The following is a 13,367-nucleotide window of genomic DNA, read 5'->3' on the forward strand; positions in this document are numbered from 1 at the left end:
GGCAGCGCATGCATCAGGCCCGGGTGCGATGATGGCTTGTGGCTCGCGTCGCCAGGCGCGGCATCATCTCGCGCCCTACACGCAATGCTGAAGACAGGCGTCCTAGCATGGAGCCAATGAGCACCCTCATTTCTCCATGGCATCGCACCGGCTGGTTGCTACTGGCCGCGGCGGTGCATGCGCAGGCGCTACCATCCGTAGTGACTCCAGTGCATGGCGCACCGGGGGCCGCGCTCACGATTGTCACACTCAACCTTGCGCAGGAACGCGACGCTTGGCCTACGCACGGCGAACGCCTCGTCGAAGCGCTGCAACGTCTGCATCCCGATGCCATTGCCGTACAGGAAGTGCTGCAAACCCCCGACATGCCAAATCAGGCGCAGTGGCTGGCGGCGCGACTCGGCTACCACTGCCACTTCATCAGCCCCGACCCGCCAAGCCGGCCACAGCGCCGCGGCAATGCGCTACTGACCCACCTGCCGGTATTGGAAGAAGCCGAAACCCTACTGCATCCGTCCGAGGACTACAGCGTGGCCGGACTGGTACGGGTGGAACTGCACGGACAAGCGCTGAACCTGTATTTCACCCGTTTGCATGCGGCGCGGGACGGCAGCGCCAACCGCCGCGAACAGGTCGACGACCTGATGACCTGGATCCACGCAACCGCCGAGGGCGTCCCCTCGCTACTGGCCGGCGGGTTCTTCGCCGCCGCACGCGCACCGGAATTGGCGCCATTGGCCACGCATTTCGACGACGGCGCCATCCGCGTGCGCAACGAAACCCCGCGCAACAACCTGGACCTGCGCCTGCTCAAAAGCGCGCAAACCACCAACAATGTGTTCTTCGAACGCGGCCATTTCCGGCCATTGCGTAGCGCACGCCTATTTGAGGATCAACCCGCCACTGCGCACGTGACCGCCGCACACGGCCTGCTGATGGCACTGCAACCGCTGGATCAGGCGCCAGAGCCGATATCGGCGCTGCCGTAAGCCGAGGCCTGCGCTTGTGCCAGCGCAGGCATGGGCATCGGATCGCTACAGAAAGCGAGACTAGGCGAACCCGACCTCGCTTCCGCGCAGCGCTGGCGCGCGATCAACCGATCGCGGCGTTGTAACGGCGCTCCACTTCTTTCCAGTCGATGACATTGAAAAACGCGCCGATGTAGTCCGGACGACGGTTCTGGTACTTCAGGTAATACGCGTGTTCCCACACGTCCAGACCCAGGATCGGCGTATTGCCTTCGAACAGCGGGCTGTCCTGGTTGGCGGTACTCTCGACCACCAGCGTCTTGTTCGGGGTGACACTCATCCACGCCCAGCCGCTGCCGAAACGGGCCAGTGCGGCCTTGGTGAAGGCTTCCTTGAACTTGTCGAAGCCCCCGAGCTCACGCTCGATGGCCTTGGCGACGTTGCCGCTCGGGGTACCACCCGCATTGGGCGCCATCACCGTCCAGAACTGCAAGTGATTGGCGTGACCGCCGCCGTTGTTGCGCACCGACCCCTGCAAGTTCTCAGGCAGCGACTTCAACTTGGACAACAGAACCTCCACCGGCAGATCGGCGTACTCGGTGCCTTCCAGCGCGGCGTTGACATTGGTGATGTAGGTGTTGTGATGCTTGGAGTGATGAATTTCCATCGTCTGCGCATCAATGTGCGGCTCCAGATCGGCGTAAGCGTAGGGCAGTTTGGGAAGGGTGTAGGCCATGCGGTTCTCCTGGACGTTCGCTGTCGAAAAGACAAGCGTTGCGTGAGTAATGGTAAGGACGGCTGACGACCTTACCAAGACTGCGAGGAGAGCAACACCCTTTCATGCCGGCGACACGCCATACTGCCGGTCGGCCGCGAGGATCGACGGCCACCATGCCCAGCCACCGGCAAGTCGGGCGTGTGGATTGAAACCTGTCCGCTTGTTTGCTGGATTGCGGCTTTGGCCTTCGTCGCACCCTCACGGACATGAATCGCGCCCAGCACCAATGCAAATGGCAACGTTTAGAAGCGGAACAGGCAGCCTCGCCCATACTATGTCAATGGCAACGGTTGCGCGGCACCCGCGCCGTTCCTGCAGGAGTCCCCATGCGTAAACCCGTACTGTTGATCGCCGCAGTCGTGTTGCTGATCGTCGGGCTGTGGGGCATCCGCGCACTGCAGCAACCGCCGCATCCGCAATTCGCGCCTGCGCTCGGCGCTGCGGCGCAAGCGCCATATGCCGTCCCGCGCAGCATATCCCGCGCGACGCCTCCAGCCACGCAGGCTTGGCCGGTTTTCCTGCCGCCGGAAGCCCGCGCGGCCATCGCGCTGATCCAGCATGGCGGACCATTTCCGCACCGCCAGGATGGCAGCGTGCTCGCCAACCGCGACAATCGGCTGCCAGCACGCCCACCCGGTTATTACCGCGAGTACACGATTGACACTCCAGGCCCATCGGCTCGCGGCACAGAGCGGATCGTCACCGGCGGCGATCCGCCAGAAGCTTGGTATTACAGCGACGACCACGACGCCAGCTTTCGCAACGTTCAGGTACCCAGGACCGGGCAAACGCAATGACTGGCTTGCCTTTCGCATTGAACCTCGCCGAGCCGTCCACCTCGGGCGTCTACCGCGTCGGCAACCGCGACCTGGACAGCGTCGCCGCGCTCGCCCGCGACGCTGGCCTACGACTGTGCAGGATCGACCTGCACGGCTGCACCGGCAAGGCGATGCTGCTGATGCGAATAGCCGCGCAACTGGACTTTCCGAATAGCTTCGGTCGCAACTGGGATGCGCTGAGCAAAGGCCTGTGCGACCTATCCTGGCTACCCGCGATGACCGGCTACGCGCTGCTACTGGAAGACGCCGGCGCACTCCAGTCGCTGGCTCGCGAAGAATTCGACTTGTTGCTAAAGACACTCGACGACGCGGCCAAAGAATGGGCACGGCAGGGAATCAGTTTCGTCGCGTTCTTGGGGGATACGCAGGTTGCAGAGGACGAGAGCGGCGACCCGCTAGGGTAAGAACCAGCGTCATGGTTTCTTTCCAGCAGCGGGAACGCTGCATCCGATGCGACGACGGTCATCGTCGCAGGGCAACACCACACTGTTGCCATTGCCCTTCCCGGTTCCAGCCAACGGCACCACCGGCCGGGCTCTACCCATCCAAGGCACTCCACCGCGCATAAGCCGCATCGAGTTCCGCCTGCGCCTGGGCCAACAGTTGGGTATGGGCGGCCACCGCGGCGGCATCGCCCTGGTAGAACGCCGGATCGGTCATCGCCTCGGTCAGGGTTGCGACCTGCTGTTCCAACGCTTCGATCCGCGCCGGCAGTTGTTCCAGTTCGCGCGCATCCTTGTAACTGAGCTTGCGCTTGGTGGGTGCCGCCGCTGTAGCGACCGGTACAGAGGTCGTCGCCGCCGCAGTGGCCGATGCCTTGGCAACCGCCATTGCGCTGGCCGGCGGCGCGGCACGCTGGCGCACCCAATCGCTGTAGCCGCCGACGTACTCGCCGATGCGGCCATCACCCTCCATGACCATGGTGGAAGTCACCACGTTGTCGATGAAATCGCGGTCGTGGCTGACCAACAACAAGGTCCCGGTGTATTCGCCGAGCAATTCTTCAAGTAACTCAAGCGTCTCCACGTCCAGATCGTTGGTGGGTTCGTCCATCACCAGCAGGTTCGAGGGTTGCGCGAACAGCCGTGCCAGCAGCAAACGGTTACGCTCGCCACCGGAGAGGCGGGTGATCGGCGCGCGTGCGCGTTCGGGGGTGAACAGGAAATCCTGCAAATAACCGTGCACGTGCTTGCGCTTGCCATTGATCTCGATGAAGTCACGCCCCTCGGCCACGTTCTCGATCGCAGTCCAGTCCTCGCGCAAGGTCGCGCGGTACTGATCGAAATAGGCCACCTGCAAATTGGTCCCGGCACACACCTCGCCACTGTCCGGCGCCAGCTCGCCCAGTAGCAGCTTCAGCAGCGTGGTCTTGCCGCTGCCGTTGGGGCCGATCAGGCCGATCCGGTCACCACGCAGGATCGTCGTGGAAAAATCGCGCGCCATGCTGCGCGTGCCAAAGGCGAAGTGCAGTGCCTTGGCCTCGATCACCTTCTTGCCGGAGGAGTCACCCTGCGCGGCCTCCATGCGCACATTGCCGCCCAGTTCGCGGCGCTGAGTGCGCTCGCGGCGCATCGCCTCCAGCCTTCGCACGCGGCCCTCGTCACGGGTCCGGCGGGCCTTGATGCCCTGGCGGATCCACACTTCTTCCTGCGCCAGCAGTTTGTCGAACCGCGCGTTCTCCTGCGCCTGCGCGTTGAGCCGCTCCTCGCGACGGCGCATGTAGTTGGCCCAATCGCCGGGCCAACTGCTGACCTGACCGCGGTCGATCTCGACAATCCGCGTGGCCAGCGCACGCAGGAAGCGCCGGTCGTGGGTGACGAACACCACGCTGCCATTCCAGCTTTTCAGGAAACCTTCCAGCCAGTCGATCGCCTCGATGTCCAGATGGTTGGTCGGCTCGTCGAGCAGCAACAGATCCGGCGCCGACACCAGCGCACGCGCCAGCAGCACGCGCCGTTTCATGCCTCCGGACAGGCGCGCGAACGCGGCGTCGCCGTCCAGTTCCAGCCGGGTCAGGGTTTCCTCGACGCGCCGATCCAGCGCCCAGCCATCGGCGCCGTCAATCTTGGATTGCACCTCGCTCAGCGCTTCACCGTCGAAGTCCTGCGCATGACTCAGGCGATGAAACTCGGCGAGCCAGTGACCCAATTCGCCCAAACCATCGGCGACCACGTCGAACACACTGCCGGCTGCGCCATGCGGCACCTCCTGCTCCAGCCGCGCGATGCGCACGCCTTGCTGCACGCGGATCTCGCCGTCGTCAGGCTTCAACTCCCCGGCGATCAGCTTCATCAACGTGGATTTGCCGGCGCCGTTGCGGCCGATCAGGGCGATGCGCTCGCCCGGCTCGATCGTCAGTGCGGTCTTTTCCAGCAACAGTGGGCCGCCGACGCTGTAGTCGAGGTTGTGCAGAGTGATGAGAGGCATTGCGCCATTGTACTTCGAGGCGTCCTTCACCGAATACGGAGCAGGCCGCACGCATCGACGACCAAAGATCCGGCACTGTATCTCCGAACCCCGGCGACAGCACAGCGGATGACGCTGCGGCAAACCGAGATCGCAGTGCCACACCTGCTGCAAACCGCACATGCCGCCAGTAAGCACGCCATCGCATCCGGGTTCCAGGCACCGATCCGCCAGGACCGCGATGCGCGCGCGATGTCGCGTCCCAGTCTATTTGTGTGCATTGCGCTTAAAATGGCGTATGACCGATTTCGACATCTTGTCCCTCTCCCCTGCGTTGGCACCCGGCATCGACGCACTGGGCTACACCACGATGACGCCCGTGCAGGCGCAGAGCCTGCCACCGATCCTCGCCGGCCACGACGTCATCGTGCAGGCGCCCACCGGGAGCGGCAAGACCGCCGCCTTCGGCCTGGGTCTGTTGCACAAACTGGATCCAGCCCTGGTCCGCGCACAGGCGCTGGTGCTGTGCCCGACCCGCGAACTGGCCGACCAGGTCGGCAAGCAGGTGCGCAAGCTGGCCACCGGCATTGCCAACATGAAACTGGTGGTGCTGACCGGCGGCATGCCGTTGGCGCCGCAACTGGCCTCGTTGGAGGCACACGATCCGCAAGTGGTGGTGGGCACGCCCGGCCGCATCCAGGAACTGGCACGCAAACGTGTCTTGCACCTGGGTGGAGTGCGCACGCTGGTGCTGGACGAGGCCGACCGCATGCTCGACATGGGCTTCGAGGAGCCGATCCGCGAGATCGCTGGCCGCTGCGACAAACACCGCCAGAGCCTGCTGTTCTCTGCCACGTTCCCCGAGACGATCCGCGCGCTGGCACGCGAACTGCTGAAGGATCCGACGGAGATCACCGTCGCTGGCGCCGAGAGCGCACCGGAGATCGACCAGCAGTTCTTCGAGGTCGACCCCAGCTACCGACAGAAGGCCGTGGCCGGCCTGCTGCTGCGCTTCGCGCCAGAGTCCAGCGTGGTGTTCTGCAATACCCGCAAGGAAGTCGACGAGGTGGCCAGTTCGCTGCAGCAGTTCGGCTTCTCGGCGTTGGCGCTGCATGGCGACATGGAACAGCGTGATCGCGACGAGGTGTTGGTGCGCTTCGTCAACCGCAGTTGCAATGTGCTGGTCGCCAGCGACGTCGCCGCGCGCGGGCTGGACGTGGAGGATCTGGCCGCCGTGCTCAACTACGAACTGCCGACCGACACCGAGACCTATCGCCATCGCATCGGCCGCACCGCTCGCGCCGGCAAGCATGGCTTGGCCCTGAGTCTGGTGGCGCCGCGCGAACTACAGCGCGCGCAGGCCCTGGAAACCGAACAGAGCCTGCCGCTGCGCTGGTCGCGCGCACCACTGGCCACCGCGCGCCCGGCACAGTTGCCACAAGCAGCGATGGTCACGCTGCGCATCGATGGCGGCAAGACCGACAAACTGCGTCCAGGCGACATCCTCGGCGCATTGACCGGCGAGGCCGGCCTGTCCGGCGCGGCCATCGGCAAAATCGCGATCTACCCTACCCGCTCCTACGTCGCCATCGCCCGCGCCCAGGCCAGCAAGGCGCTGGCGAAACTGCAAGCGGGCAAGATCAAAGGCCGCCGCTTCCGGGTGAGTCCGCTCTGACGTACGCCGGGCCGTCATCGGGAATCGGGGACGGCATCGGTCATGGTGATACGTCCCAGCTCGCCGCCGGGATGGTTCAGGAGCAGATGGCCATCCTACCCGCTACTGCGCACCACCGTTGCCGCGTCAACACCATCGCGCAACAACGCGCGCCGCACTAGTACGAAGAACAACGGCACCAGCAGAATCGCCAGCGCGGTACCGAAGAGCATCCCACCGATCACGCTGACGCCGATCTCGCGGCGACTCGCGGCACCGGCGCCGGTGGATAGCGCCAGCGGCAGCACACCGGCGACGAAGGCCAGCGAGGTCATCACGATCGGTCGCAACCGCAGCCGCGCGCCTTCCAGCGCCGCTTCCAACAACGGCCGTCCGGCACGCTGCCCAGACTCGGCGAACTCGACGATCAGGATCGCGTTCTTCGCCGACAGGCCGATCGTGGTCAGCAGACCAACCTGAAAATAGATGTCGTTGACGAAGCCGGCCAGCGTCGTCGCCGTCACGGTGCCAAGTACGCCCAGCGGAATCACCAGCAGCACCGCCACCGGAACCGACCAACTTTCGTACAACGCGGCCAAGCACAGGAAAATAAACAGGATTGAAGCGATGTAAAGCCGCAGCGTCTGGTTATTCGACAATTGCTCCTGATAAGACAGCCCACTCCACTGCAGGTCGAAGCCGGCCTGCTGAGCGACCAGCCCCTGCATCCGCTGCATCGCCTCGCCAGAACTGCTACCGGCCGCGGCGGCGCCCTGGATCTGCACCGCCGGCAAGCCGTTAAAGCGCTGTTGTAATTGCGCCCCACGGGTCCATTTGGTGCTGGCGAAACTGGCAAACGGCGCCATCTGCCCACCGCTACCGCGCACGTACCATTGCTCGATATCCTCCGGCAGCGACCGGTACGGCGCATCCCCCTGCATATAGACGCGCTTGACCCGGCCGCGGTCGATGAAATCGTTGACATAGCTACCGCCCCAGGCGGTGGCCAAGGTCGCATTGATATCGCTCGGCGCCAGACCTAGCGCACTGGCCTGGGCATGATCGATTTCCACCTGCAACTGCGGCTTGTCGCCCAAGCCGTTGAGCCGCACCGCGCTCAGGTGCGGATCGTCGCCGGCCTGCTTGAGCACCCGCTGCTGCGCCTTCAGCAACGCCGGCCGGCCAGCACCGTCGGTATCGCGGATCCACAGTTCGAATCCGCTGGACTGCCCCAAGCCACGCACCGCCGGCGGCGACAGCACGCTGATCTTGGCGTCGCCCGAGTCGCGGAAATACGCATTGGCGCGGTCGATGATGGCCTGCGCGGTGTTGTCGCGGTTGCGCTCGCCCCAGGGCTTGAGTGCCAGGAACGCCTGCCCGGCGTTCTGGCCGATGCCAGCGTTGTTGCGCCCGATAACCATGAAAATCGCGGTGAGATTATCCTTCTCGTGAGTCATGAAATAGTCGCCGATGCGTTTGCCCAGTGCCTGGGTCTTGGCCAATGGCGTCCCTTCCGGTGTGGTGAATTGGATCTGTACTTGACCCTGGTCTTCCACCGGCAAAAAGCCCGTCGGTGTCCGTGCGTACAGCACGGCCATCGCCAGCACCACCAACGCGTACAACGCCATCCAGCGCCGGGGGCGCCGCAATAGTGTGCCCAGACGACGCTGATACGCGTCCTGGCCACGCTCCACGCTACGGTTGAACCATTGGAAGAAGCGACTCAGCTTGCGTTCCTGCTCCACCGGCTTGAGCAAGGTCGCGCACAGTGCCGGGGTCAGGGTCAACGCGACCAGTGCCGAGAGCGCCATCGCTGAAGCAATGGTGATCGAGAACTGCCGATAGATGATGCCGGTGGAACCACCGAAGAACGCCATCGGCAGGAATACCGCACCCAGCACCACCGTGATGCCGACCAGCGCACCCGTGATCTCGCCCATCGAACACTCGGTCGCCTCGCGCGGCGACAGATGCTGCTCGTGCATGATCCGCTCGACGTTCTCCACCACCACGATGGCGTCGTCCACCAACAGACCGATCGCCAGCACCATAGCGAACAGGGTCAGTGTGTTGATGGTAAAGCCGGCTGCGGCCAGAATGCCGAAGGTGCCCAGCAGCACCACCGGCACGGTGATCGCGGGAATCAGCGTGGCGCGGCCGTTCTGCAGAAACAAAAACATCACCACGACCACCAGTAAGATGGCTTCGACGAGCGTGTGCACCACCCCCTCGATCGAGACCCGCACGAACGGCGTGCTATCGCGTGGATATGCCACTTTTACACCGGGTGGAAACGTCGACTTAAGCCGTTCGATGGTCGCGCGCACCGCATCGGAAGTGGCCAGTGCATTGGCACCGGAGGACAACGTAAGCGAAAAGCCGGATGCCGGATGACCGTTGAGCGTGGTGGTGTTTTGATAATTCTCCGCGCCGATTTCCACCCGCGCCACATCACCCAGACGCACGCTGGAACCGTCTTCGCGCGTGGCCAGGATGATGTTGCGGAATTGCTCCGGCGTCTGCAGCCGCGACTGCGCGGTCACCGTGGCGTTGAGCGCCTGATCGGCCACGGTCGGCAAGGCTCCGAGTTCGCCGGCGGTGACCTGGGTGTTCTGCGCCAGGATCGCACTGCGCACGTCGCTGGGCATCAGCTTGTAGGCATCGAGCTTGTGCGGGTCCAGCCACACCCGCATCGCGTACTGCGCGCCGAACACGTTGATTTCGCCAACGCCGTCGATGCGGCTGATCGGATCTTGCAAGGTACTGACCAGGAAGTCGGAAATATCGACGTTGTCCAGCTTGTCGGTCGTGTCGTACAACGCCACCACCATCAAACTGTCGCCCTGCGATTTGGCCACGGTCACGCCTTGCTGCTGCACTTCCTGCGGCAAGCGGTTGAGCGCCTGGTTGACCGCATTTTGCACCTGTACCTGGGCGATGTCGGGATTGGCTCCCTGGTCGAAGGTGATGCTGATACGCGCCTGCCCGGACGAGGAACTGGTCGAGGAAAAGTACAGCAGGTGATCGATGCCCTTGATCTGCTGCTCGATCACCTGAGTGACACTGTCCTCCACCGTCTGTGCCGAGGCACCGTTGTAAGTGGCGCTCACATTGACCGTGGGCGGGGCGATGTCCGGATACTGTTCCACCGGCAGAGTAAACACGGCGATGGCGCCTGCGGCCATGATGCAAATCGCCAGCACCCAGGCAAAGATCGGGCGGTGGATAAAGAAACGCGGCAGCATGCCGGCTCAGCCTTGGCCGAGGGCGGCAGTGGCAACGCGGGGCTTCACCACCACCCTGGCCCCATCGCTGAGGCCCTGCTGGCCCGCCACCACCACTCGCTCGCCCGGCTTGAGTCCCTCGCCGACCAGCCACTGGTCACCCACCGCGCGCAAGGTGGTGAACTGGCGCTGGCGCACCACATCGTCGGCACCGACCACCCAGACCACGGCATTGCCACGCGGGGTGCGGTCCACCGCCGCCTGCGGCACCAGCAACGCCTTCTGACGGACGCCCTGCCCGACCAGCGCGCGCACATACATGCCAGGCAGCAATTGCACGTCGGGATTGGGGAAACGCGCGCGCAGAGTCACCGTACTGGTGGTTTCATCCACGTCGATATCGGCGAACTGCAGCATGCCTGGCAACGGGTATGTGCTGCCGTCGGAGAGCGTCAACCGCACCGGTGCGCTGGCCTGCTGCACGCCACCAGCGGCAATCGCCCGACGCAGCGCCAGGAACTGGCTGCTCGACTGGGTGATGTCCACGTTGATCGGATCCAATCGTTGAATCTTGGCAATTGCATCGACCTGGTTGGCGGTGACCAGGGCACCCGGCGTCACCCGGGCGCGGCCGATGCGGCCACCAATCGGCGCGAGCACAGTGGCGAAACGCAGTTGCGTGCGCGCCGTGTCCAACACCGCGCGTTGCGCGTCGCGACCGGCCAACGCCTGCTTGTAGGCGGCCTGCGCGTCGTCCACGTCCTGTTGCGCGGCCAACTGCGACTTGCCCAATGCACGGTAGCGCTCGGCGCGCAAGGTGGCAGCGGCCAGGGTCGCTTCGGTCGTGGCAAGAGTGGCCTGCGCCTGATTGACGGCGGCCTGATACAGAGTCGGTTCGATCTGGAACAGCGGCTGCCCGGCGTGCACTGTCGCCCCCTCCTCGAACAGCCGCCGGCGCAGGATGCCGCTGACCTGCGGCCTGACCTCCGACTCCTCCGAGGCGACGGTACGCCCCGCCAGTTCGACGCTCAACGCGACGCGCTGCGGCCGCAGCGTCACCACCTCGACCGTCTTCGGCGATGATGGCGGCGATACTCCACCCACCCCATTGCAACCAGCGGACACCAAAATAGCACCGGACAGGATCAAAAGCAGCGTACAGCGACGCCACCGGGCAAATGGCGCGGGCATGCGCTTGATCCTGGGTAAAGAGAGGGCAATTATTTACTTTACTGAAAGACAAAAAAACATTCATGAAGGGACGCACAACCACTCACACACCGCGTTTACAGACGGCCTAGCGGCTTCGCTGCGGTGCTGCAAGCGCTGCCCAAGGGGTCGACAAAAGTGCATACGGCGCGCGTCTTCCAGGACGGCGACCACGTCTTCGCACACACGGAATACGACTTCTTTGGCCCGAAGATCGGTTTCGACATCTTCCGCTTTGGAAACGGCAAAATCCTCGAGCACTGGGACAATCTGCAAGCGAAGCCGACCACTCGCACTCCAAGTGGACGCTCGGTGATCGACGAACCGACAACGGCAGAGGACCTCGACAAAACCCAGGCAAACAAGACGCTGGTGGCTGCATTCGTCGACGACATTCTGATCCACGATCGGCTGGAGCGGCTAGCCGGCTACTTCGGCGGCGACCACTATCTCCAGCATAACCCGCAGGTCGGCAGCGGCGCGAGCGACCATGGCGCATGGCGATTCGGCCCATCGTTACCGCACCGCACACAAGCGATTCTTGGCGAAGGCAATGATGCGACACGCCCCGATGCACGCCTATGCGCTCAGGAACTGCACGACAGCATCGAACAGCCGGCGCGGGTCCGCGCCCAATCCGGACGCCGCGCCGCGAAGGCCTCGCGTCCAGGCTGATCGTCGTATGGACGACGCATCACCTCCAGCAATTCGGCGATACCCGCAGTATCGCCCTGCTCCGCGCGATCAATCGCCTGCTGCGCCAGGTAATTGCGCAGCACGTAGCGCGGGTTGGCTGCACGCATCTTTGCCGCGCGCACCGATGCCGACAGCGGGTCCCGCCCTAGGCGCTGCGCGTAGCGCTGCAGCCACGACTCGAACATCGCCGCCTGCGCGGCCAACTGCGCCGGGTCGTAGAACGCGCCGGCCAGCGCCGCCAATGCCTGCGCAGGTGTCCCCGCCTGCAGCGGCTGCGCGCTCAGACCGCGAAACCAGAGGGTCATATCTACCTCGGCCTGCTGCAGCAATGCCAGCAAGTCACGCATCAGCGTCAAGTCCTCGTCCTCGCACTTGGCCAGACCGAGCTTGGCCGCGGTGGTATCGCGCTCGGCTTGCGCGTATTCGGCGCTGAACCGCATCAGACCATCCTGCAACGGCGCAACCTCGTCGAACAACGGCACCAGCGCCTGCGCCAACCGCCCCAGGTTCCAGTACGCCACCTGCGGCTGGGTACCGAAACGATAACGACGCCCCTGCGCATCGGTGGTATTGGGGGTCCAGTCCGGGTCGTAATTGTCGATCCAACCGTAGGGACCATAATCCAAGGTCAGCCCCAGGATCGACATGTTGTCGGTATTCATCACCCCATGCACGAATCCCACCCGCATCCAATGCGCGACCATATGCGCCGTGCGCACGCAGATGTCGGCGAACCAATCGGCATAGCGGTCGTTTCCGCTTGCCTGCAGGTGCGGAAAATCGCGCGCGATCACGAAGTCGGCCAAGCGCCTTAGCAAGCGCGTGTCGCCGCGCGCGGCAGGCAACTCGAAACTGCCGAAGCGCACGAACGAGGGCGCCACCCGGCATACCACCGCCCCCGGCTCGGGGCGCGGATGGCCGTCGTAGAACATGTCGCGCACCACCGTCTCGCCGGTACCGACCAGGCTCAACGCGCGCGTGGTGGGCACACCAAGGTGATGCATCGCCTCACTGCACAGGAATTCGCGGATCGACGAACGTAGCACCGCCCGTCCGTCGCCGCCGCGCGAATACGGGGTGGGCCCAGCGCCCTTGAGTTGCAGTTCCCAACGTCGTCCATCTTCGCCCAGCGCCTCGCCCAGGGCGATCGCACGGCCATCGCCCAGCTGCCCGGCCCAATGCCCGAACTGGTGCCCGCCGTAGTTCGCCGCATACGGTCGCATGCCCGCATCGCAAGCATTGCCGCCAAACACTGCGGCGAAGTGCGGCGCCAGCACCTCCTGTTCCGACAATCCGAGCATGGCCGCAACCTCGCGCGAGTATGCCAACAGTTGCGGCGCCGGCACCGACGTCGGCGCGACCTGCGACCACAGCGCGCCCAGCACCTCACGGCGGCGCAGGCTGGTTTCCGGGTCACCCGGCAATTCGGCGGTGAATCGATTGTCAAAGCACAAGGGTGGCATGCCACCAGCTTAGAGGCAGCGGGCGCCAGCGCCAAACTGGAATCGTGCGGCGCTGGTTCGTCGCGTACGCGACACGACCACGCTATGCGACGGCGCAGGCCACGAACCACCGCGCGGATGCGCAACGTCG

General features: G+C 64.5%; 10 protein-coding genes. 5 read left to right on the forward strand and 5 right to left on the reverse strand.

Features of this window, described 5'->3' with window-relative positions; all coding sequences use genetic code 11:
- Positions 1 to 116 precede the first annotated feature (116 nt).
- Positions 117 to 989: an endonuclease/exonuclease/phosphatase family protein gene (locus XalbCFBP2523_RS11085; protein WP_045765543.1), complete on the forward strand. Its 873-nt coding sequence runs from the start codon at positions 117 to 119 to the stop codon at positions 987 to 989.
- Positions 990 to 1,092: 103 nt separating this feature from the next.
- Here the strand turns inward: XalbCFBP2523_RS11085 and XalbCFBP2523_RS11090 are convergent, their stop codons facing one another.
- Positions 1,093 to 1,704, reverse strand: coding sequence for a superoxide dismutase (locus XalbCFBP2523_RS11090; protein WP_012915634.1), 612 nt, complete (start codon positions 1,702 to 1,704; stop codon positions 1,093 to 1,095).
- Between the two features lie 368 nt (positions 1,705 to 2,072).
- Between XalbCFBP2523_RS11090 and XalbCFBP2523_RS11095 the strand changes: the two genes are divergently transcribed.
- Both XalbCFBP2523_RS11095 and XalbCFBP2523_RS11100 read left to right on the forward strand, forming a co-directional pair.
- Positions 2,073 to 2,543 carry a guanyl-specific ribonuclease gene (locus XalbCFBP2523_RS11095; protein WP_045765542.1) on the forward strand — a complete coding sequence of 157 codons (471 nt, stop codon included), beginning with the start codon at positions 2,073 to 2,075 and terminating at the stop codon, positions 2,541 to 2,543.
- Positions 2,540 to 2,989: a barstar family protein gene (locus XalbCFBP2523_RS11100; protein ID WP_045765541.1), complete on the forward strand. Its 450-nt coding sequence runs from the start codon at positions 2,540 to 2,542 to the stop codon at positions 2,987 to 2,989. The genes XalbCFBP2523_RS11095 and XalbCFBP2523_RS11100 overlap by 4 nt, the downstream gene beginning before the upstream one ends.
- 133 nt (positions 2,990 to 3,122) lie before the next feature.
- Here XalbCFBP2523_RS11100 and XalbCFBP2523_RS11105 read toward each other — a convergent pair whose 3' ends face one another.
- Complete coding sequence (locus XalbCFBP2523_RS11105; RefSeq protein WP_045766677.1) at positions 3,123 to 5,012, reverse strand: ATP-binding cassette domain-containing protein; 1,890 nt, start codon at positions 5,010 to 5,012, stop codon at positions 3,123 to 3,125.
- Between the two features lie 277 nt (positions 5,013 to 5,289).
- Between XalbCFBP2523_RS11105 and dbpA the strand changes: the two genes are divergently transcribed.
- Complete coding sequence (gene dbpA / locus XalbCFBP2523_RS11110) at positions 5,290 to 6,666, forward strand: ATP-dependent RNA helicase DbpA (RefSeq protein WP_012915630.1); 1,377 nt, start codon at positions 5,290 to 5,292, stop codon at positions 6,664 to 6,666.
- A gap of 95 nt (positions 6,667 to 6,761) precedes the next feature.
- Here the strand turns inward: dbpA and XalbCFBP2523_RS11115 are convergent, their stop codons facing one another.
- Both XalbCFBP2523_RS11115 and XalbCFBP2523_RS11120 read right to left on the reverse strand, forming a co-directional pair.
- Positions 6,762 to 9,890 (reverse strand): efflux RND transporter permease subunit, encoded by a 3,129-nt coding sequence (locus XalbCFBP2523_RS11115; protein WP_045765540.1) that lies wholly within the window; start codon positions 9,888 to 9,890, stop codon positions 6,762 to 6,764.
- Positions 9,891 to 9,896: 6 nt separating this feature from the next.
- The gene (locus tag XalbCFBP2523_RS11120) at positions 9,897 to 11,060 is read right to left on the reverse strand and encodes an efflux RND transporter periplasmic adaptor subunit (protein ID WP_045765539.1); all 1,164 of its coding nucleotides are present in this window, start codon (positions 11,058 to 11,060) and stop codon (positions 9,897 to 9,899) included.
- Positions 11,061 to 11,216: 156 nt separating this feature from the next.
- On the opposite strand from XalbCFBP2523_RS11120, the gene XalbCFBP2523_RS16835 reads away from it, so the two are divergent.
- Positions 11,217 to 11,753: a hypothetical protein gene (locus XalbCFBP2523_RS16835; protein WP_196297582.1), complete on the forward strand. Its 537-nt coding sequence runs from the start codon at positions 11,217 to 11,219 to the stop codon at positions 11,751 to 11,753.
- Here the strand turns inward: XalbCFBP2523_RS16835 and XalbCFBP2523_RS11130 are convergent.
- Positions 11,666 to 13,237: a protein adenylyltransferase SelO gene (locus XalbCFBP2523_RS11130; protein ID WP_045765538.1), complete on the reverse strand. Its 1,572-nt coding sequence runs from the start codon at positions 13,235 to 13,237 to the stop codon at positions 11,666 to 11,668. The two genes, XalbCFBP2523_RS16835 and XalbCFBP2523_RS11130, sit on opposite strands and share 88 nt — an antisense overlap.
- Positions 13,238 to 13,367 lie beyond the last annotated feature (130 nt).

This window comes from Xanthomonas albilineans, from assembly GCF_002939705.1.
Classification (GTDB): Bacteria; Pseudomonadota; Gammaproteobacteria; order Xanthomonadales; family Xanthomonadaceae; genus Xanthomonas_A; species Xanthomonas_A albilineans.